Consider the following 20,092-nt stretch of genomic DNA (forward strand, 5'->3'; position numbering starts at 1 on the left):
GTCACGATCGCAGAGCGAGCGTGCGCGGGCGCACCGGGGCGGGCAGCTCGGTGCTGCCCTGGAGGTAGGTGTCGGCCGCGGCGGCCGCGGCGCGGCCCTCGGCGATCGCCCACACGATGAGGGACTGTCCACGGCCGGCGTCGCCGGCGACGAACACGCCCGGCAGGCTCGCGGCGTAGTCGTCGCCACGCGCCACCAGGCCGCGCTCGGTGACCTCGATGCCGGTCTGCTCCTCGAGCACACCGGTCTCGGGGCCGGTGAAGCCCATGGCGACGAGCACCAGGTCCGCGGGGATCTCGCGCTCGGTGCCCGGCGTGGCCGCGCGGCGGCCGTCGGGCAGGTACTGGGTCTCCGCGACCTTGAGGGCCCTGACGGACCCGGCGGCGGCCCCGGACTCGTGCGCCACGAACTCGACCGTGGAGGCCAGGTAGGTGCGCTCGCCGCCCTCCTCGTGCGAGGTCGAGACCTCGAACAGGATCGGGTCGGTGGGCCACGGCTGGTGCGCCGGGCGCTCGACCGGCGGCTTCTTGCCGATGGCGAGCGTGGTGACGCTGGCGGCGCCCTGGCGCAGCGCGGTGCCGAGGCAGTCCGACCCGGTGTCGCCGCCGCCGATGATGACGACGTGCTTGCCGGCCGCCGTCGGCGCGCCCTCGGGCAGGTCGTCGGGCGTACCGGCCGCGACCGCCTTGTTGGCGGGCGTCAGGTAGTCCATCGCGTAGTGGATGCCGGCCAGGTCCCGCCCCGGCAGGGGCAGCTCGCGCGGCACGGTGGCGCCCGTGGCGACCACGACGGCGTCGAACCGGCGGCGCAGGGCGTCCCAGCTGATGTCCTCGCCGATCGTCACGCCGGCGCGGAAGCGGGTGCCCTCGGCCTCCATCTGCGCCAGACGGCGGTCGATGTGCAGCTTCTCGAGCTTGAAGTCCGGGATGCCGTAGCGCAGCAGGCCGCCGATGGCGTCGTCCCGCTCGTAGACGACCACGGTGTGGCCGGCGCGCGTGAGCTGCTGCGCGGCGGCCAGGCCCGCGGGGCCCGAGCCGACGACGGCCACCGTGGAACCGGTGAGCCGCTCCGGGACGTGCGGCGTGACCAGGCCGCGCGCGAACGCCTCGTCGATGATCGAGACCTCGACGTTCTTGATCGTCACCGCGGGCTGGTTGATGCTCAGCACGCAGGACGACTCGCACGGCGCCGGGCACACCCGCCCGGTGAACTCCGGGAAGTTGTTCGTGGCGTGCAGGCGGTCGATCGCGTCGGCCCACTGGCCGCGCCAGACCAGGTCGTTCCAGTCGGGGATCAGGTTGCCCAGCGGGCAGCCCTGGTGGCAGAACGGCACGCCGCAGTCCATGCAGCGGCCGGCCTGCTCCTTCAGGAACGCCTGCCCCTCCTCGCGGTGCGCGTGCGTGTCCTTCCAGTCACGCAGCCGCACCTCGACGGGCCGGTTCGGCGGGAGCTCCCGCTCCCGGACCTTCAGAAATCCTCGGGGGTCAGCCACGTGCCACCTCCATGATCTGGTTCCACACGGACGGGTCCCACTGGGTCTTGCCCGAGATGTCGGTGCCGTCGGCCTCGGCCTCGGCGAGGGCGAGGCGCACGCGCGCCCAGCCCGGGGGCAGCAGCCGGCTGAACCGGCCCCGCGCGGCGGCGGGGTCCGCCAGCAGCTCGGCCGCGATGGTCGAGCCGGTCTCGGCCAGGTGCCGCTCCAGGAGCCCCTGCACAGTCTCCCAGTCGGCGTCGTCCAGGACGCCGACGGCGAGCTCGCCCGCCTCCAGCGCCGCCTGGTTGACGCGGGAGACCCGCAGGTCCAGGAAGAACGCGGTGCCGCCGGACATGCCGGCGCCGACGTTGCGGCCCGTGGGGCCGAGCACCAGCACGGTGCCGCCGGTCATGTACTCGCAGGCGTGGTCGCCCACGCCCTCGGCGATCAGCGTCGCGCCGGAGTTGCGCACCCCGAACCGCTCCCCCACGCGTCCGCGCAGGTACACCTCGCCGGAGGTGGCGCCGTAGCCGATGACGTTGCCCGCGATGACGTTGGCGCCGTCGAGCACCGAGGCGCGGTCGGGCCGCACCGCCACGCGGCCGCCCGACAGGCCCTTGCCGACGTAGTCGTTGGCGTCGCCGAACAGGCGCAGCGTGATGCCGCGCGGCAGGAAGGCGCCGAGCGACTGGCCGGCGGACCCGGTCAGCGTCACCTCGATCGTGTCGTCGGGCAGGCCCGCGCCCCGGTACCGCTTGGTCACCTCGTGGCCGAGCATGGTGCCGACCGTGCGGTTGACGTTGCGCACCGGCAGCTCGATCTTGACGGCGTCCCCGCGCTCCAGCGCCGGGGCGGCGGCCGCGATGAGCTGGTTGTCCAGCGCCCGGGCGAGGCCGTGGTCCTGCACCCGGGTGTGGCGCAGCGACGAGCCCTCCTTGAGCTGCGGCCGGGCGAGCACCGGCGTCAGGTCGAGGCCCTGCGCCTTCCAGTGGTCGACCGCCTTGCGGGTGTCGAGCACCTGCACCTGGCCCACGGCCTCCTCGAGGCTGCGGAACCCGAGCGCCGCGAGGTGCTCGCGCACCTCCTGGGCGATGAACTCGAAGAAGTTCACGACGAACTCCGGCTTGCCGGTGAACCGGCTGCGCAGCTCGGGGTTCTGCGTGGCGACGCCGACGGGACACGTGTCCAGGTGACAGACGCGCATCATGACGCAGCCCGAGACCACCATCGGCGCCGTCGCGAAGCCGAACTCCTCGGCACCGAGCAGCGCCGCGACGATGACGTCGCGACCCGTCTTCATCTGACCGTCGACCTGCACCACGATGCGGTCGCGCAGGTCGTTGAGCACGAGCGTCTGCTGGGTCTCGGCCAGGCCGATCTCCCAGGGCGTGCCGGCGTGCTTGAGCGACGTGAGCGGCGAGGCGCCCGTACCGCCGTCGTGCCCCGAGATGAGGACGACGTCCGCGTGCGCCTTGGACACACCCGTGGCCACGGTGCCCACGCCGAACTCGCTGACCAGCTTCACGTGCACGCGCGCCGACGGGTTGGCGTTCTTCGCGTCGTGGATGAGCTGGGCCAGGTCCTCGATCGAGTAGATGTCGTGGTGCGGCGGCGGCGAGATGAGGCCGACGCCGGGGGTCGAGTGCCGGGTGGCGGCGACCCACGGGTACACCTTGTTCCCGGGCAGCTGGCCACCCTCGCCGGGCTTGGCGCCCTGGGCGAGCTTGAGCTGGATGTCGGTGGCCTGCGTGAGGTACTCCGACGTCACGCCGAACCGGCCCGACGCGATCTGCTTGACGCGCGAGCGGCGCTCGTCGTCGTACAGGCGCTCCGGGTCCTCGCCGCCCTCGCCCGTGTTGGAGCGGCCGCCGAGGCGGTTCATCGCGATCGCCAGGGTCTCGTGCGCCTCGGCCGAGATCGAGCCGTAGGACATGGCGCCCGTGTTGAACAGCTTGACGATCTCGCTGACCGGCTGGACCTCGTCGATCGGCACCGGCTCGCGGTCGGGGCTGAAGCGCAGCAGGCCGCGCAGGGTCATGAGGCGGTTCGACTGCTCGTCGACGCGCCGCGTGTACTGCCGGAAGATGTCCATCCGGCCGGACCGCGTGGCGTGCTGCAGGCGGAACACCGTCTCGGGGTCGAACAGGTGGTCCTCGCCGTCGCGGCGCCACTGGTACTCGCCGCCCGTGGTGAGGCGCTCGCCCGGCTTCTTGTTGCCCGACGGCGGGTAGGCCTCGGCGTGCCGCGCCGCGACCTCGGCCGCGATGACGTCCAGGCCGATGCCGCCGAGCCGCGAGGTGGTGCCGGTGAAGTAGTCCTCGACCAGGTCGTGGGACAGACCCACGGCCTCGAAGATCTGGGCGCCGCGATAGGACATGATCGTGGAGATGCCCATCTTGGACATCACCTTGAGCACGCCCTTGCCGAGGGCCTTGATGAGGTTGGCGACCGCCTGCTCCGGCGTGACGTCCAGGTACCCGCGGCGGGCGAGGTCCTCGACCGTCTCCATCGCGAGGTAGGGGTTCACGGCGGCCGCGCCGTAGCCGATGAGCAGCGCGACGTGGTGCACCTCGCGCACGTCGCCGGCCTCGACCACGAGGGAGACCCGGTTGCGGGTGTGCTTGCGCACCAGGTGGTGGTGCACGGCGCTGGTCAGGAGCAGCGACGGGATCGGGGCGAGCTCGGAGTTGGCGTCGCGGTCCGAGAGCACGAGGAAGCTCGCGCCCTCCTCCACGTACCGGTCGACGTCGGCGAAGATCGCCTCCAGCCGGGCCAGCAGCGCGCCGCCGCCGCCCGAGACGTCGTACAGGCCCTGGATCGTCTCGGCCTGGAACAGGCCCTCCAGCTCGCGGTCGCGCTCGACGTGCACGACCTTGGCGAGCTGGTCGTTGTCCAGCACCGGGAAGCCCAGCACGAGCTTGCGCGCGTGCTCCGGCAGGTCCTCCAGGAGGTTGGGCTCCGGCCCGATGGCGCTGCCGATGGCCGTGACCAGCTCCTCGCGGATCGCGTCCAGCGGCGGGTTGGTCACCTGCGCGAACATCTGCGTGAAGTAGTCGAACAGCAGCCGCGGCCGCTGCGAGAGCACCGCGACGGGCGTGTCGGAGCCCATGGCGCCGAGCGGCTCACCGCCGGTGGTCGCCATCGGCGACAGGATGATCTTGAGCTCTTCCTCGGTATACCCGAAGGCCCGCTGGCGACGACGCACCGAGGCCGGGCTGTGCGCCACGTGCTCGCGGTCGGGCAGCTCGTCGAGGTAGACCGAGTGCTCGCGGATCCAGTCCCCGTAGGGGTGCATCGACGCGAGGCCGGACTTGATCTCCTCGTCCTCGACGATCCGGCCGGAGCCGGTGTCCACGAGGAACATCTTGCCGGGCTCCAGGCGGCCCTTGCGGACCACGGTGGCGGGGTCGATGTCGAGCACGCCGGCCTCGGAGGCCAGCACGACCAGGCCGTCCTCGGTGACCCACCAGCGCCCGGGGCGCAGGCCGTTGCGGTCGAGCACGGCGCCGATCAGGGTGCCGTCGGTGAACGTGAGGGAGGCGGGGCCGTCCCACGGCTCGATGAGGTTCGCGTTGTACTGGTAGAAGGAGCGCAGCGCGGGGTCCATGCCCGCGTTGTTCTCCCAGGCCTCCGGCACCATCATCAGCACGGAGTGCGGCAGGGACCGCCCCGACAGGTGCAGCAGCTCGAGCACCTCGTCGAAGCTCGCCGAGTCGCTCGCACCGGGCGAGCAGACGGGCTGGAGCGGCGCGAGGTCGCCGAGCAGGTCGGACTCCATGGTGCCCTCGCGCGCCGCGACCCAGTTGCGGTTGCCGCGCACGGTGTTGATCTCGCCGTTGTGGGCCAGCAGCCGGAACGGCTGGGCCAGCGGCCACGACGGGAACGTGTTGGTGGAGAACCGCGAGTGGACCAGTGCGAGCTCGGTGGCGTACCGCGGGTCCGACAGGTCGGGGAAGAACGGCTCGAGCTGCGCCGTCGTCAGCATGCCCTTGTACGTCAGGGTGCGGGCGCTGAGCGAGGCGAAGTACAGCCCGACCTCGTTCTCCGCCCGCTTGCGCAGGCGGTAGCAGCGGCGGTCCAGGTCGATCCCGGACAGGCTCCGCGAGGGGTCGGCCACCACGATCTGACGGAACACCGGCATCGAGGCGCGCGCCGTCGGGCCCACGATCCCGGCGTCGACCGGGACGTCGCGCCACGCGAGCACGTCGAGCTTCTCCTCGGCGGCCAGGGACTCGACGCGGCGCACCATGGCGTCGCGCTCGGCCTCGTCGGTCGGCAGGAACGCCGTACCGATCGCGTACATCCCGGCGGGCGGCAGGTCGACCCCCACGACGTCACGGACGAACGCGTCGGGGATCTGGGTGAGGATGCCGGCGCCGTCGCCGCTGTCCTCCTCCGCTCCCACCGCGCCGCGGTGGTCGAGGTTCAGCAGGGCGGTCAGCCCGGCATCGACGATGTCGCGCCCGGGCGTGCCACGCAGGGTCGCCACGAAGGCGACGCCGCACGCGTCATGCTCGGCTGCGGGGTCGTACAGGCCGCCTTCAAACGTCTGCGTGGGCAGCCCAACCCTCTGTGTCGGCAACGGCTTGGTCATGGGTCCTCACAGGCACCCGGCCGTAGCCGGGCGCAGTTCCTTGCGGTGGTCCGGGACGACGGCGGCCCGGTCGGTCAGGGGGCTCGTCGTCCGGTGGTCCCGGCGGTCGTGCCCCTCAGGTGCGCACGGAGGCGTCCGCGTCGGACTCCTCCTGTGCAGCTGTCTTTACTTCCTCCGGCTCGGCCGCGGCCTCGCCGGTCCCTTCGACTCCTGGGTCAGGCTCCGGCTCGGCCCGTGGGCCCGCCGGCGGTTCGTCGTCCTCTGGTCGCAGCCGCACCGACTCTTCCCTGGTGGGGAACCTTCGAGCCAGCACGATCGAGACCACCAGGGCCGCAAGGCCCAGCAGGATCGAGGTCCAGACGTTGAGGCGGAGCCCCAGCACCTGCTCCGCATCGTCGATGCGGAGCATCTCGATCCAGACCCGTCCGAGAGTGTAGAGCAGGACGTACGCCCAGAATACCCGCCCATGACCCAACCTGAACCGACGGTCGAGAAACAGCAGAACTCCGGCCATCAGGAGATTCCACAGGAGTTCGTACAGGAAGGTCGGGTGGAAGAGCGTGCCCTCGGGGTACGCCACGCCCGTGGCCGGGTTGGACACCAGGTACTCGGCGTCGATGTGCAGGCCCCAGGGCAGCTCCGTGGGCCGTCCGTACAGCTCCTGGTTGAACCAGTTGCCGAGGCGGCCGACGGCCTGCGCGATCAGCAGGCCCGGCGCCACGGCGTCGGCGAACGACGACAGCCGCACACCCTGCCTGCGGCAGCCGATCCAGGCACCCACGGCGCCGAGCGCCACAGCGCCCCAGATGCCGAGGCCGCCCTCCCAGACGTAGAGCGCCTTGACGGGGTCGCCCCCGCCCGCGAAGTTCTCGCCGAAGTACCGGTCGGGCGACGAGAGCACGTGGTAGATCCGGCCCCCGACGATGCCGAACGGCACCGCCCAGAAGGTGATCTCCAGGACGTCGTCCGGGCTGCCCCCGCGTGCCTTCCACCGCCGGGCGGTCAGCCAGACGGCGAGCACGATGCCCGCGAGGATCGCCAGCGCGTAGGCGCGCAGCGGGAAGATCCCGAGGTACCAGGTGTGCTGGGACGGGCTGGGAATCTGGGTGGCGGCGGGAGCTCCGGGGAGCGCGGCGGACAACGCGGCAGGCAGCTCGACGGTCAGAGCGGCCGGCAGTGCGGTCAGCAGCGTCACAGGGCCTCTCCGGAGGTGGTCGCACCGCCAGGCGTGGCGGCAGGTGGGTCGGTGGGCGCGGGAGCGCGAGCCGACCGTACCCCGGCGGCGAGGTCCTCCGTGACCCCGGCCAGATTCGTGAGACGGACCGCCCACTCGTCGTCCGGCAGCGGGCCGTCCGACAGGAGCGGGCGGACCAGCGCCGAGCCCACGATGACGCCGTCGGCGAAGCGGCCGACCTCGGCGGCCTGCGCCCCCGTGGAGACACCCAGGCCCACGCAGACGTTCGGCGCGCCGGCGGCGCGCGTGTCGGCCACGAGCTGCTCGGCGCGCGAGCCCACCTGGTTCCGCTCCCCCGTGACACCCATGAGCGACGCGGCGTACACGAAGCCGCGGGACTGGCCCACGGTCAGCCGCAGCCGCTCCGGCGTCGAGCTGGGGGCCACGAGGAACACACGGTCCAGGCCGTGCGCCTCGCTCGCCGCGATCCAGTCGGCGCCCTCGTCCGGGATGAGGTCGGGGGTGATGAGCCCGGCGCCGCCCGCGGCGGCCAGGTCGCGCGCGAACGCGTCCGGGCCGTACTTGAGCACCGGGTTCCAGTAGGTCATGACCAGCACGGGCACGTGCGGCGCGTACTCGGTCAGCTCCCGCACCACGCGGAACACGTCCCGCACCCGCGCGCCCGCGTCGAGCGCGCCCTGTGCGGCCGCCTGGATCACCGGGCCGTCGAGGACGGGGTCGGTGTAGGGGATGCCGAGCTCGATGATGTCGACGCCGTGGTCCACGAGGGTCTTCAGGGCCTCGATCGACCGGTCGACCGTCGGGTAGCCCACCGGCAGGTAGCCCACCAGGGCGGGCCGGTTCTCCTGCTCGCGCAGGCGGGCGATCAGGTCGGCGGTGCCGGAGTGCGTGTCCGGCCCCGTGGCCTGCTGCGTCACCGTGCTCATCCCCGGCCCTCCTGTCGTTCCAGCTCCTCCGCCGCGACGTTGTTGTCCGCGCCGTCCAGCAGCCCGAACCAGCGGGCCGCCGTCGCCACGTCCTTGTCACCGCGACCGGACAGGTTCACCAGCAGCACGAGCGGCTCGCCGTCGGGGCCGGTGCGGCCCTCGGCCGCCGCGGCCTGGCCCACGCGCAGCGCGCCCGCGAGGGCGTGCGCCGACTCGATGGCCGGGATGATGCCCTCGGTGCGGCACAGCAGGCGGAACGCCTCCATGGCCTCGTCGTCGGTCACGGGCTCGTAGGTGGCCCGGCCCAGGTCGTGCAGCCACGCGTGCGCCGGGCCGACGCTCGGGTAGTCCAGACCCGCGGAGACCGAGTGGCTGGGCAGGGTCTGGCCGTCGTCGTCCTGCAGCAGGTACGAGCGCGCGCCGTGCAGCACGCCCAGCGCGCCGCCGCTGAAGCGGGCCGCGTGCCGGCCCGACTCGATGCCCTCGCCGCCGGCCTCGAAGCCGCGCAGCTCCACGTCCTTGTCGTCGAGGAACGCGTTGAAGATGCCGAGCGCGTTGGACCCGCCGCCCACGCACGCCGCGACGACGTCGGGCAGGCGGCCGGTGCGCTCCAGGATCTGCTCGCGCGCCTCCTCGCCGATGATGCGGTGGAACTGGCGCACCATCTCGGGGAACGGGTGCGGGCCCGTGACGGTGCCCAGCAGGTAGTGCGTGGTCTCGACGTTGGCGACCCAGTCGCGCAGCGCCTCGTTGATCGCGTCCTTGAGCGTGCGCGAACCGATCTTCACCGGCACGACCTCGGCGCCGAGCAGGCGCATCCGCGCCACGTTCAGCGCCTGCCGCCGGGTGTCCTCCTCGCCCATGTAGACCACGCACTCGAGGTCCATCAGGGCCGCCGCGGTGGCGGTGGCGACACCGTGCTGGCCCGCCCCCGTCTCGGCGATGAGGCGCTTCTTGCCCATGCGCTTGACGAGCAGGGCCTGGCCCAGCACGTTGTTGATCTTGTGCGAACCGGTGTGGTTGAGGTCCTCGCGCTTCAGGAACACCCGCACCCCACCCGACTCGCCGCCCGCGTGCGCGGCGAACCGCGGCACCTCGGTCAGCGGGCTGGGCCGGCCGGTGTACTCCCGGTGCAGGCGCTGCAGCTCGGCCGCGAACGCGGGGTCGTCGGCCGCCTTGCGGAACTCCGTGTCGAGCTCCTCGAGCGCGGCGATCAGCGCCTCGGGCACGAAGCGCCCGCCGTACTGGCCGAAGTACGGGCCGGAGACGTCGGCAAGCTTCACATCGGTCACCTCGGATCCCTTCAGGCCGGACGGACGGAGCGCAGCGACGGGTGCGAGCCCGCGGCGACGAGGTCGGCCACCGAGGCACGCGGGGCGCCGTCGGTCACGAGCGCCTCGCCCACCAGGACGCCGTCCGCCCCGGCCCGGGCCATCTCCATCACGTCGTGCGGGCCACGGATGCCGGACTCCGCGATCTTGACCACGTCGTCCGGGATGTACTCGGCGAGGCTGCGGAACAGGCCGCGGTCCAGCTCGAGGGTCTTCAGGTTGCGGGCGTTGACGCCCACGACGCGCGCCCCGGCGTCGACCGCCCGGCGCACCTCCTCGAGGTTGTGCGTCTCCACCAGGGCGGTCATGCCCAGGGAGTGCACCCGCTCGACGAGCGACTCGAGCACCGTCTGCTCCAGGGCCGCCACGATGATCAGGACCAGGTCCGCCCCGTGCGCGCGGGCCTCCCAGACCTGGTAGGGCGTGACGACGAAGTCCTTGCGCAGCACCGGGACGTCCACCCGGCCGCGCACCGCGTCCAGGTCCGCCAGCGAACCGTGGAACCGGCGCTGCTCGGTGAGCACCGAGATCGCCGAGGCCCCGCCGGTCTCGTACTCGACCGCGAGCGCCGCCGGGTCGGCGATCGGGGCCAGCGAGCCCTTGCTGGGGCTCGAGCGCTTCACCTCGGCGATCACCGAGACGGCGTCCGCCTGCTTGAGGCGGCCGAGGCACTCGAGGGCCCCGGGCACCGCGTTGGCGCGCTCCTTGAGCGCGTCGAGAGGCACGCGTGCCTCACGCTCCGCGAGGTCCTCACGTACCCCCGCGACGATGTCCTCCAGGACCGACATGTAATGAGCCTCCCCGTGCCCTCGCTCTGCCCTTGGCATGCGGCCTCGTGCGCCTGATCACGCCCCTACCACTGCCGGGACGTGTGCCCCATGGCCATGGTAGGCGGATCCAGGGTGTGGTCCTGACCACTCCCGGACCGTGAGACGACGGCCCGTCAGATCCCGGACGGCGCCGTCCGCCTCGTTTCCCTGGAGATCGCCTGATCAGGGCCGGGATCAGATCCAGGGGGTCAGGTACTGCTGCAGCCCCGGCAGGTTGCGTGCCACGAAGAACGTGAGCGCGACCCCGAGCGTGACCCAGCCCGCCGTGCTCGACAGGCCGCGGAACGGGCGGCCGCGGACCGCGGCCAAAAGCCAGGCCAGCCAGACGACCACGACCACCGGGGCGGTGACCGTCCACAGCGCGTTGGCCGACCAGGCGCCGGCCAGGTCGAGGTGCGCCAGGTCGTGCGTGGCGCGCAGCCCGCCGCAGAGCGGGCAGGCCAGGCCGGTCAGCTCCAGCAGCGGGCAGAACCCGTAGGAGCCGGGCACGTGCGGGTCGCGGAGCGCCACCAGCAGGGTGGCCGCACCGACGGCCGCACCGGCCAGGAGCGGCGCCCGCAGGGCGGGCGCCGCCGGCCGGACGGCGGCGTCAGGAATTCGGCCCACCCGCCAGGAAGCGGACGACGACCAGCCCGATCACGAACACGAGGATCGCGAGCGAGAGCCAGCCCAGCACGACGCCGGTCAGCGCCATCCCCTCGTTGTTCGCCTCGCCGGCGCGCACGGCGCGGCGGCCCTGGTTGCCGACGATGATGGCGGGGATCCCCGTGAGGATGCCGAGCGCCAGCACGATCGACACGATGCCCAGCACGAGCGACCAGACCCCCAGGCTGTTGCGGGGGTACGCGGCGGACGGCGCGGCCATCTCCAGGGCGGTCATGGTGTGGCTACCGTCCGACCGGCTTCTGGCCCAGGCCGAGGTTGCGGAGCACCAGACCGATGATGAGCGAGGCCCCGATGACGACAAAGCCGAGCACGAACAGGACCAGCCAGGCCGACCACGACTGGGCCACGATGACGCCCCACGAGGAGATCAGCACACCCAGCGTGATCCCGACCATCGTGACCCACGCGGCGACCGTGTGGCCGTGGTTGGTCGGCGGGACGCCCGGCGGGAGGTAGGCGATCTCAGGCTTGTTCTCGGTCATCGCAGGTTTGATGCCTTTCGTGTCGTGCGGTACGCGCCCAGCCTAACCGCTCGCGGCCGGGTCAGCGGCCCGTCGGGTCGTCGCCCCGGGACAGGGCGTCCCAGGCGTCGTGGGGGTCGATCTCGTCGTCGTCGGCGCCGGGCTCCTCGGGCGCGGGTCCGGTGCCGCCGTCGCCCGCGGGCCTGCCCGCGGCGCCGTCGGCGGGGGCCGTTCCCGCGGCCGTGGCGGGGGCGCCGGCGGTGGTCGCCGTGCCGGCGGCCGGGCCCTGACCCGCGCGCTCGTGCCGGCCCGACGTCGCCGTCCAGCCGCGGGCCGCGACGGCGCCCCAGACGGCGACGGCCACGGCGAGCACGCCCGTGGCGACCGCCGCCCAGGGCCACGCGGTCAGCGTGACGGGCGAGGTGAGCTCGGTGACGCCGCTCGTGGCGGACGCGGCGTTGGTCGCGGCGGGCGTCGGGTCGCCGATGACGACGAGCGTGCTGGCCACCACGAGCACGCCGGCCGCCGCAGCGACCACGAGCGCCACGTACCGGGCCACACGGCCGGTCAGCGCGCAGGCGATGCCCGCGGCCAGCAGCACGAGCGCTCCGGCCCCGACGCCCGGCGCGGCCGAGGTGCCGGAGGCGGCGACCGCCACCTCGGGCTCCAGCGCCGTGGCCACCGTGGTGGTGATCCAGGTGGGCGAGCCCGTGCCGAACGTCAGCGCGCCCAGCACGAGGAGGGCGAGGACGGTGCGGGTGCGGGTCACCGGTCGCCCCCGGCCGTGCGCAGCGGCGTCAGGCGCGACGCGAGCTGGATGGCGCGGACCGCAGCCGCGGCCTTGTTGCGCGACTCCTGGTACTCGGACGCGGGCACCGAGTCGGCCACGATGCCGCCGCCCGCCTGGACGCTGGCTCGGCCGTCCGCGATGTACGCGGTGCGGATGGCGATGGCCATGTCCATGTTGCCGCCGAAGTCGAAGTAGCCGCACACCCCGCCGTAGATGCCGCGCGAGGCGGGCTCCAGCTCGTCGATCAGAGCGATCGCCCGGGGCTTGGGCGCCCCGGACAGGGTGCCGGCCGGGAAGGTCGCCCGCAGGGCGTCCAGGGCGCCGAAGCCCGGCCGCAGCCGGCCCACGACGGTGGAGCACATGTGCATGATGTGGCTGAACCGCCGCACCTTCATGAACTCGACCACCTCGACGCTGGTGGGCTCGCAGACCTTGACCATGTCGTTGCGGGACAGGTCGACGAGCATGATGTGCTCGGCCCGCTCCTTGGGGTCGGCCAGGAGCTCCTCGCCCAGCTCGGCGTCCTCCTCCGGGTGCGCGCCGCGCGGGCGGGAGCCGGCGATCGGGTAGGTGGTGACGTGGCCGTCGTCCACCTTGACCAGCGTCTCCGGGCTGGAGCCGACCACGGCGAACTCGGCGCCGTCGGGCTTGGCCAGGTGGAAGTAGTACATGTACGGGCTCGGGTTGATCGTGCGCAGCGCCCGGTACACGTCCAGGGGGTCGGCCGCGCACTCCAGGTCCAGGCGCTGCGAGAGCACCACCTGGAACACCTCGCCGTCGCGGATGGCCTCCTTGCCCGCGAGGACCGCGTTCTCGAACTCCTCGCGCGTGGACCGGAACTCGAGCTGCGGCTCGGGCACGTCCTCGGCCACCACGGACGTGACGCGCGGCCCGCCGGCCGCGAGCTGCGCCTGCATGGCGTCGAGCCGCGCGACGGCGTCCGCGTAGGCCTCGTCGACGCGCTCGTCCGTGGCGTCCGCGTTGATCGCGTTGGCGACCAGCCAGACCGTGCCCTCGCGGTGGTCCACCACCGCGAGGTCGGTGGCGAGGCACAGGGCGAGCTCGGGCGCGCCCGTCTCGTCCGGGGCCGTCGCCGGGAGCGTCGGCTCCCAGTGCCGCACGATGTCCCAGCCCAGCACGCCGGCCAGTCCGCCGGTCAGGGGCGGCAGGTTCTCGACGCCGGGCGTGCGCAGGGCGGTGAGCGCCGCCTCGACCACGTCGACGACGTCGCCGCGCGTCGGGATGCCCACGGGCACGTCGCCGGTCCACACGGCCTGGCCGCCGTCGCTGGTCAGGGTCGCGCGCGACGCGACGCCGACGAACGACCAGCGCGCCCACACGCCGTCGGACTCCGCCGACTCCAGGATGAACGTGCCCGGCCGGCCCTGCGCCAGGGTCCGGTAGAGGCCGACGGGCGTGGCGTCGTCGGCCAGCAGGGGGCGGACCACGGGGATCACCCGGCGGTCGGCGGCCATCCCCCGGAACTCGGGCAGGCTCGGCCAGGTGCGGCCCCAGGGCAGGTCGGCCGGTGCGGTCGCCGCGCGGGCCTCGTGGGTGCCGGGCTGGCTGTCGAGCTGGGTCACCGGATCTCCTCGTCGTGCTGGTTGCGGTCGCCGACCACGGCGCCCAGGTCGCCCCCGGCGACGAAGCAGGTGCGCGCGCCCGTGTGGCACGCGGCACCCACCTGGTCCACCTGGACCAGCAGGGCGTCGCCGTCGCAGTCGATGCTCACGGCCTTGACGTACTGGGCGTGGCCGGACGTGTCGCCCTTGCGCCAGTACTCCTCCCGGCTGCGGGACCAGAACGTCACCCGCCCCTGTGTGAGCGTGCGGCGCAGGGCCTCGTCGTCCATCCAGCCGACCATGAGCACCTCGCCCGTGTCGTGCTGCTGGACCACGGCGGCGACCAGGCCGGCGTCGTCGCGCTTGAGGCGGGCGGAGATCGTGGGGTCGAGAACTTCGGGCACCTGAGAATCCTGCCACGTCGTGGGCCGACGGCGGTGTGATGTCCGCCGCCGGCCCGCGATCCGGTCCGAGAGCCGACCGGACCTACCGGGTCTGGGCCACCCAGCTCTCGTACATCTGGGCGTAGACACCGTCCGCCGCGACCAGCTCCGCGTGGGCGCCGACCTCGGCGACGTGGCCCTGGTCCACCACGACCACCAGGTCGGACGCCTCGGCCGTGGACAGCCGGTGCGCGATCGTGATCGTGGAGCGGCCGGCGGTCAGGGAGTCCAGGGCCCGCGCGATCCGCACCTCGGTCGCGGGGTCCACGGCCGACGTCGCCTCGTCGAGCACCAGCAGGTCCGGCTGCGCGAGGTAGGCGCGCGCGATCGCGACGAGCTGCCGCTCCCCCGCGGACAGCGCCTCGCCCCGCTGGCCGACGGCCGTCTCGAGCCCGTCGGGCAGGTCCGCCACCCAGTCGGCCAGGCCGAGCTCGGCGAAGGCGCGCTCCACCGCCACGCGGTGCCCGGCGGCGGGCTCGCCGTCGTCCTCGGCTGAGGCAGCGGTGGGCGCCTCCAGCGGCGCACGCAGCCCGTAGGCCGCGTTCTGGAGCACCGTGCCGTCGAACAGGAAGCCCTCCTGCGGCACCAGCACCACGCGCTCGCGCAGCGAGGCGAACGTCAGCTCGCGCAGGTCCGTGCCGTCGAGCTCCACGACGCCCGCCGTCGGGTCCATGAGCCGGGTGACGAGCTTGGCGACGGTCGTCTTGCCGGAGCCGGTCTGCCCGACCACGGCCACCTTGGTGCGCGGCGGCAGGTCCAGCGTCACGCCGTGCAGCACCTCGGGGCCGCCCGGGTAAGCGAACCGGACGTCGCGCAGCGTCACGTGCGCCGGCCCGCGCTCCTGGGTCACGGCGCCGGGCTTCTCGGCCACCTGGACCGGCGTCTCGATGACCGCGATGACGCGCCGCCAGCCGGCCACGGCGTTCTGCAGCTCGTTGAGGATCTCCGTGGCCATCTGCACCGGCCCGGTGAAGAGCTGCACCAGGAACAGGAAGGCCACGAGCTGACCCGCCGTCAGGCCGCCGCCCACGCCGAGGAACGTGCCCACGACCACCACGACGGCGAGCACCAGGTTGGAGATCAGCACGCCCGACGAGAACGTCGCCGCGACCAGCACCTGGGACCGGGCCTGGGCACTGCGGGTCGCCTCGACGGCGCCGCCGATGCGGCGCCCCGTGCGCTCGGACACGCCGTAGGCGCGCACCGTCTCGGCGCCCACCACGGACTCGGAGATGGCGCCGAGCATCGCGCCGACCCGCTCGCGCACCAGGGTGTACGCGCGGTTCACGTACTTCTGTCCGTACCGGATCACGAGGAACATCGGCACGAAGGCGATCCACACCACGGCGGTCAGGATCGGCGAGTAGACCAGCATCAGCCCGGTCGCCACGAGCACCTGCAGCACGTTGACGAGCAGCATGATGCCGCCCCACTGCACGAACAGGGAGACCGTGTCGACGTCGTTGGTCACGCGCGAGACCAGAGCGCCGCGGCGCTCGGTGTTCTGCGTGAGGGTCGACAGGTCGTGCACGTGCCGGAACGCCTTGACGCGCAGCGTCGCCAGCCCGGCCTCGGCCGAGCGGAACAGGCGCACGTTGACGAGCGCGGCGCACAGCGCGGCCAGCACGAGCGCCCCCGCCGCCAGCGACGCGAGCATGGCCACCTGGCCGACGTCCGGCCCGCCGTCGGCCAGGATGCCGACGTCGATCGTCTGCTGCACCGCGAGCGGCACCACCACGCGGCCCGCGGCCGCGAGGGACGCGAGGCCGAGCGTGACCCACAGCCCCCGGGTGATCTCGGGGCTGATCTCGATCCCGCGGCGCAGGGTCGCGAACACGCCCAGGCTGCTGGCCGACTCGATGCGGGCGCCGTCGGCGTCGAGCAGGTCCTCGGGCACGTCGGTCACGTCGGGCTCGTCCGTCACCGCGGTCATCGGGCCACCTCCTCCAGCTCGTCGTCCAGCGTCCCGGCGGCCGCCTCGTCCGCCCGTTCCTGCTCACGACGCTCGGTCTCGGCCTCGTAGGCCGTGGCCAGCGCGCGGTAGCCGGGGTCGCGCGCCATGAGCTCGTCGTGCGTCCCGACGTCGACCACGCGGCCGCCCTCGACGTGCACCACGCGGTCCGCGAGCGCCACCGACGACATGCGGTAGGCGACCATGATCACGGTGGTGCCCGGGGCCTCGGCACCGGGCGCGCCGGCGCCGGGCGTGGTGTCGCCGTCGGTCCGGGCGGCCAGGCCGCGCAGGATCTCCTGCTCCACGCGGGGGTCGACCGCGCTGGTCGCGTCGTCGAGCACGAGCAGGCGCGGGGCGCGCACCAGGGCGCGCGCGATGGCGAGGCGCTGTCGCTGCCCGCCGGACAGGTTGGCACCGCGCTCGCCCAGCGGGGCGTCGAGGCCGCCGGGCATCTCACGGACGGTCTCGTCGAGACGGGCGAGCCGGAGGGCGTCCCACACCTCGTCGTCCGACGGCGCCCCGGGGGCGCCCGCGTCGGCGAGCGTCACGTTGCCGCGCACGGTGTCCTCGAAGATGAAGGTGGACTGCGTGACGAGCGCGACGTGGGCGGGGATCTCGCCGTCGGCCAGGATGCGGGCGTCCACGCCGTCGAGCAGCACCTGCCCGCGCGTCGGGTCGGAGAGCCGCGCCAGGAGGCTCACGAGGGTGGTCTTGCCGGCCCCCGTCGTGCCGACGACGGCGACCGTGGCGCCCGGCCGGACGTCGACGTCCACGCCGTCGAGCAGGGTGATCGAGCGGCCGACCGCCCCGCTGATCGCGGGGACGTCGACGCCCACGTCCGTCAGGCGTACCGCCATCCCGGTCGGGCGAGCGGCCCGCGGCAGGCGGGCGTCGCCGTGGGCCAGCGCGCCGGTCGCGTCGGCGACCTGGGCGATGCGCTCGTAGCCGACCAGGGCGCGCGGCAGCTCGCCGAGCACCCAGCCGAACGCCTGCACGGGCACGGTCATCATGGTGAGCAGGTAGGCGGCGGTGACGAGGTCGCCCGGTTCGACGGCGCCCGCGGAGATGCGCCAGGTGCCGACACCGAGCACCAGCAGGGTGCCGATCGACGGCAGGGTCTGGATCACGGGGTCGAAGAGCGAGCGGACGATGCCGACCCGCACGTTCGCGGCGCGCAGCTCCTGCGTGCGGGCGCCGAACCGGCTCTCCTCGCGGTCCTCGGTGCCGAGCGCCTTGACGAGCAGGGCGGCCTCGAAGCTCTCGTGCGCGACGTCGGCCACGTCGCCCCGCAGGCGCTGCGCCCGGGTCACGGCCGGGGACATGTGCCGCTGGTAGACGGCGTTCACGGCCACGGTGACCGGGATGACGGCGAGCGCCGCGAGCGCCAGCCACGGGTCGATCGTCACGAGCATCACCACGGAGACGCCGATCATGACCACGACGCCGAGGGCGAACGGCAGCGGGTTGAAGACGCCGGTGGCGGCCTCGGTGTCCGAGGTTGTGTGGTTCAGGAGCTGGCCGGCGGGGTGCGAGCGGTGCCAGGAGCCGGGCAGCCGCAGGTACTGCCGGGTCAGGGCGGTGCGGTGGTCGGCCTGGATGCGGACGACGCCGTAACCCGCCCAGATGCGGCGGCCGGCGACGGACAGGGCGAGCATGAGCGCGACGGCCGCGAGCACGAGGCCGGCGAGCCAGACCCGGTCACGGGCAGCCTCGTCGCCCGCGATGGCCGGGACGACGACGGAGTCGGTGGCCCAGCCGACCGCGCGGCTCACGCCCACGGTCAGGGCGCCGAAGATTCCGGACGCCCCCACGGCGAGCAGGTAGATGCCGGGGTGCGAGCGCATCCCGCGCCACATCAACGAGATCGAGCGGCGCACACGAGAGCCCGTGAGGGCCATCGGGGTGGGTCGCGGGGCTTCTGGGGGCACGGCAAGACCTCGCTTCCTGGGGGGACCCCGTAATTTTCTCACGGCGCGGGAATCGATTCGACGGATTTACGCCCTCGGCATCGCCGACGCTATGACCTCAACGACGGTTGAGGTCAAGGAAGTCCCGGAGGACGGCTCAGCGGACGTCGAAACCCGCGGCGCGCATCGCGTCCTTGACCTGGCCCACCGTCAGCGCGCCGAAGTGGAAGACCGACGCCGCGAGGACGGCGTCCGCGCCCGCCCGGGCCGCCTCGACGAAGTGCTCCGGCGTGCCCGCGCCGCCCGACGCGACGAGCGGCACGTGCACCCGCTCGCGCACGGCGTGCAGCATCTCCAGGTCGAACCCCGCGGTGGTGCCGTCGGCGTCCATCGAGTTGAGCAGGATCTCGCCCGCGCCCAGCTTCGCGGCGCGCTCGGCCCACTCCACGGCGTCGATCCCCGTGCCGCGCCGCCCTCCGTGCGTGGTCACCTCGTACCCCGACGGCGTCGTGACGTCGCCGGTGACGCGGCGCGCGTCGACGCTCAGGGTCAGCACCTGCGAGCCGAACCGCTGCGCGATCTCGGAGATGAGCTCCGGGCGCGCGATGGCCGCGGTGTTCACGCCCACCTTGTCGGCTCCGGCGCGCAGCAGCCGGTCGACGTCGTCCGTGGAGCGCACGCCGCCGCCCACCGTGAGCGGCACGAACACCTGCTCGGCGGTGCGCCGCACCACGTCGACCATGGTCTCGCGGTCGCCCGACGAGGCCGACACGTCCAGGAACGTCAGCTCGTCGGCGCCCTCGGCGTCGTACCGGCCCGCGAGTTCGACCGGGTCCCCGGCGTCGCGCAGGTCCGCGAAGTTGACGCCCTTGACCACTCGGCCCGCGTCGACATCCAGGCACGGGATCACTCGGATCGCGACGGACATCAGCCCTCCTTCTTCTTCGGCTCCTCGTCGTCACCCGCGACGGCCTTGTGCGCGTCGAGGATGTCGACCACGTACACCATGGTCTCGCCCGCCAGCTCGCTGGCGGTGTTCGCGTACCCGCTGTCCGGCGGCACGACCAGCATCACCTGCGACCCGACGGTCTGCTCCAGGAGGCCCTGGTCCCAGCCCTCGACGAGGCGGCCGATGCCGATCTCGGCGGACTGGGGCGGGGTGTCCTCGGTCCAGGTCGTGTCGACCACCTTGCCGTCGCTCCAGCGGACGGCGGTGAACTCCACGGTCAGGATCTGGCCGGCCCGCACCTGCGGGCCCGTGCCGCGCAGCAGCGGGTGCACCACCAGGTCGGACGGCGGGTCGACGCCCCGCGGGACGCGCACGGTCGGGGCCCCGAGGTCGTCGAGGCGCACCTGCGGCAGGTCCTTGCCCGGCGGCACGCCCTCCGTACCCGCCGCGCGGGTCGGCAGCACGTCCACCACCAGCAGCACCGGGACGCCGTCCTGCTCCTCCATGAGCGCCAGGCGCGTGCCGACCCTGCGGCCCTCCAGCGCGGCGAAGAGGTGGTTGCCGAGCGACTGCTCGGTCATCGTGTACCCGGCGGGCGCGGTGCGGAAGGTGTTCTGCAGCTCCGTGCCGTCGCGGCCGTCCTGCGCGTAGAGGTTCAGCAGCACCGGGTCGTCGCGCTCCAGCAGGTCGCCCGTACCGGGCCAGATCATCCGCGAGCCGGACTGCACGACCTCGAACGGCTTCTCGTACTCGAGCGTCGGCGGGGTGCCACTCGCGCCCGTGACCTGCAGCGGCTCCTGCGACGCCGACGACGTCGGCGCGGGGCCCACCTCCACCGGGAGCGAGGCCGGCGAGCACGCGGCGGTCACGGTCACCGTCGCCGCCGACAGCGCACCGACCAGGACGCGTACCCAGGAACTCACCCGCAGAGTCTCCCATGCCGCGACGGCGGTCCCGGGACGGCGCCGCCCCGGGACCGGCCGACGGGCCGGTCCCGGGGCGACGCCGAG

At 73.5% G+C, this 20,092-nt stretch carries 16 protein-coding genes; all 16 read right to left on the reverse strand.

Going from position 1 to position 20,092, the window contains the following annotated elements:
• Nucleotide 1: 1 nt before the first annotated feature.
• Nucleotides 2-1,492: a glutamate synthase subunit beta gene (locus QRN56_RS08310; protein ID WP_285102346.1), complete on the reverse strand. Its 1,491-nt coding sequence runs from the start codon at nt 1,490-1,492 to the stop codon at nt 2-4.
• Nucleotides 1,485-6,068: a glutamate synthase large subunit gene (gene gltB / locus QRN56_RS08315; RefSeq protein WP_285102347.1), complete on the reverse strand. Its 4,584-nt coding sequence runs from the start codon at nt 6,066-6,068 to the stop codon at nt 1,485-1,487. Before gltB ends, QRN56_RS08310 begins: the two co-directional genes overlap by 8 nt.
• 115 nt (nt 6,069-6,183) lie before the next feature.
• The gene (gene lgt / locus QRN56_RS08320) at nt 6,184-7,263 is read right to left on the reverse strand and encodes a prolipoprotein diacylglyceryl transferase (RefSeq protein ID WP_502928769.1); all 1,080 of its coding nucleotides are present in this window, start codon (nt 7,261-7,263) and stop codon (nt 6,184-6,186) included.
• Nucleotides 7,260-8,189, reverse strand: coding sequence for a tryptophan synthase subunit alpha (gene trpA, locus QRN56_RS08325; RefSeq protein ID WP_285102348.1), 930 nt, complete (start codon nt 8,187-8,189; stop codon nt 7,260-7,262). Before trpA ends, lgt begins: the two co-directional genes overlap by 4 nt.
• Nucleotides 8,186-9,481, reverse strand: coding sequence for a tryptophan synthase subunit beta (gene trpB / locus QRN56_RS08330; RefSeq protein ID WP_285102349.1), 1,296 nt, complete (start codon nt 9,479-9,481; stop codon nt 8,186-8,188). The genes trpA and trpB overlap by 4 nt, the downstream gene beginning before the upstream one ends.
• Nucleotides 9,482-9,492: 11 nt before the next feature.
• A complete protein-coding gene (trpC, locus tag QRN56_RS08335) occupies nt 9,493-10,308 on the reverse strand; it encodes an indole-3-glycerol phosphate synthase TrpC (RefSeq protein WP_285102350.1) in 816 nt (271 codons plus the stop codon).
• 216 nt (nt 10,309-10,524) lie between these two features.
• The gene (locus QRN56_RS08340) at nt 10,525-10,956 is read right to left on the reverse strand and encodes a DUF2752 domain-containing protein (RefSeq protein ID WP_285102351.1); all 432 of its coding nucleotides are present in this window, start codon (nt 10,954-10,956) and stop codon (nt 10,525-10,527) included.
• Nucleotides 10,940-11,230, reverse strand: coding sequence for a DUF4190 domain-containing protein (locus tag QRN56_RS08345; protein ID WP_285102352.1), 291 nt, complete (start codon nt 11,228-11,230; stop codon nt 10,940-10,942). The genes QRN56_RS08340 and QRN56_RS08345 overlap by 17 nt, the downstream gene beginning before the upstream one ends.
• 7 nt (nt 11,231-11,237) lie before the next feature.
• A complete protein-coding gene (locus QRN56_RS08350) occupies nt 11,238-11,498 on the reverse strand; it encodes an HGxxPAAW family protein (protein ID WP_285102353.1) in 261 nt (86 codons plus the stop codon).
• Nucleotides 11,499-11,559: 61 nt separating this feature from the next.
• A complete protein-coding gene (locus QRN56_RS08355; protein ID WP_285102354.1) occupies nt 11,560-12,246 on the reverse strand; it encodes a Trp biosynthesis-associated membrane protein in 687 nt (228 codons plus the stop codon).
• Nucleotides 12,243-13,850, reverse strand: a complete 1,608-nt coding sequence (locus tag QRN56_RS08360; protein ID WP_285102355.1) for an anthranilate synthase component I — start codon at nt 13,848-13,850, stop codon at nt 12,243-12,245. The genes QRN56_RS08355 and QRN56_RS08360 overlap by 4 nt, the downstream gene beginning before the upstream one ends.
• Nucleotides 13,847-14,233, reverse strand: coding sequence for a phosphoribosyl-AMP cyclohydrolase (hisI, locus tag QRN56_RS08365; protein ID WP_285102356.1), 387 nt, complete (start codon nt 14,231-14,233; stop codon nt 13,847-13,849). Before hisI ends, QRN56_RS08360 begins: the two co-directional genes overlap by 4 nt.
• 82 nt (nt 14,234-14,315) lie before the next feature.
• Nucleotides 14,316-16,205: an ABC transporter ATP-binding protein gene (locus QRN56_RS08370; protein ID WP_285102357.1), complete on the reverse strand. Its 1,890-nt coding sequence runs from the start codon at nt 16,203-16,205 to the stop codon at nt 14,316-14,318.
• Nucleotides 16,202-18,124 (reverse strand): ABC transporter ATP-binding protein, encoded by a 1,923-nt coding sequence (locus QRN56_RS08375; protein ID WP_502928772.1) that lies wholly within the window; start codon nt 18,122-18,124, stop codon nt 16,202-16,204. The genes QRN56_RS08370 and QRN56_RS08375 overlap by 4 nt, the downstream gene beginning before the upstream one ends.
• Nucleotides 18,125-18,290: 166 nt before the next feature.
• On the reverse strand, nt 18,291-19,061 hold the full coding sequence (gene hisF, locus QRN56_RS08380; RefSeq protein ID WP_285102358.1) for an imidazole glycerol phosphate synthase subunit HisF: 771 nt from the start codon (nt 19,059-19,061) through the stop codon (nt 18,291-18,293).
• Entirely contained in the window at nt 19,061-20,005 is a 945-nt protein-coding gene (locus QRN56_RS08385; RefSeq protein ID WP_285102359.1) for an FKBP-type peptidyl-prolyl cis-trans isomerase, read from the reverse strand. The genes hisF and QRN56_RS08385 overlap by 1 nt, the downstream gene beginning before the upstream one ends.
• Nucleotides 20,006-20,092: the final 87 nt, after the last annotated feature.

The sequence above is a fragment of the Promicromonospora sp. MEB111 genome (genome assembly GCF_030209445.1).
GTDB lineage: Bacteria > Actinomycetota > Actinomycetes > Actinomycetales > Cellulomonadaceae > Promicromonospora.

Excerpts from the sequence above, each read along its gene's own strand:
- gltB (WP_285102347.1), bottom strand. The coding sequence starts at position 6,068 with ATGACCAAGCCGTTGCCGACACAGAGGGTTGGGCTGCCCACGCAGACG.
- trpA (WP_285102348.1), bottom strand. The coding sequence starts at position 8,189 with ATGAGCACGGTGACGCAGCAGGCCACGGGGCCGGACACGCACTCCGGC.
- trpC (WP_285102350.1), bottom strand. The coding sequence starts at position 10,308 with ATGTCGGTCCTGGAGGACATCGTCGCGGGGGTACGTGAGGACCTCGCG.
- QRN56_RS08345 (WP_285102352.1), bottom strand. The coding sequence starts at position 11,230 with ATGACCGCCCTGGAGATGGCCGCGCCGTCCGCCGCGTACCCCCGCAAC.
- QRN56_RS08350 (WP_285102353.1), bottom strand. The coding sequence starts at position 11,498 with ATGACCGAGAACAAGCCTGAGATCGCCTACCTCCCGCCGGGCGTCCCG.
- QRN56_RS08370 (WP_285102357.1), bottom strand. The coding sequence starts at position 16,205 with ATGACCGCGGTGACGGACGAGCCCGACGTGACCGACGTGCCCGAGGAC.
- QRN56_RS08375 (WP_502928772.1), bottom strand. The coding sequence starts at position 18,124 with ATGGCCCTCACGGGCTCTCGTGTGCGCCGCTCGATCTCGTTGATGTGG.
- hisF (WP_285102358.1), bottom strand. The coding sequence starts at position 19,061 with ATGTCCGTCGCGATCCGAGTGATCCCGTGCCTGGATGTCGACGCGGGC.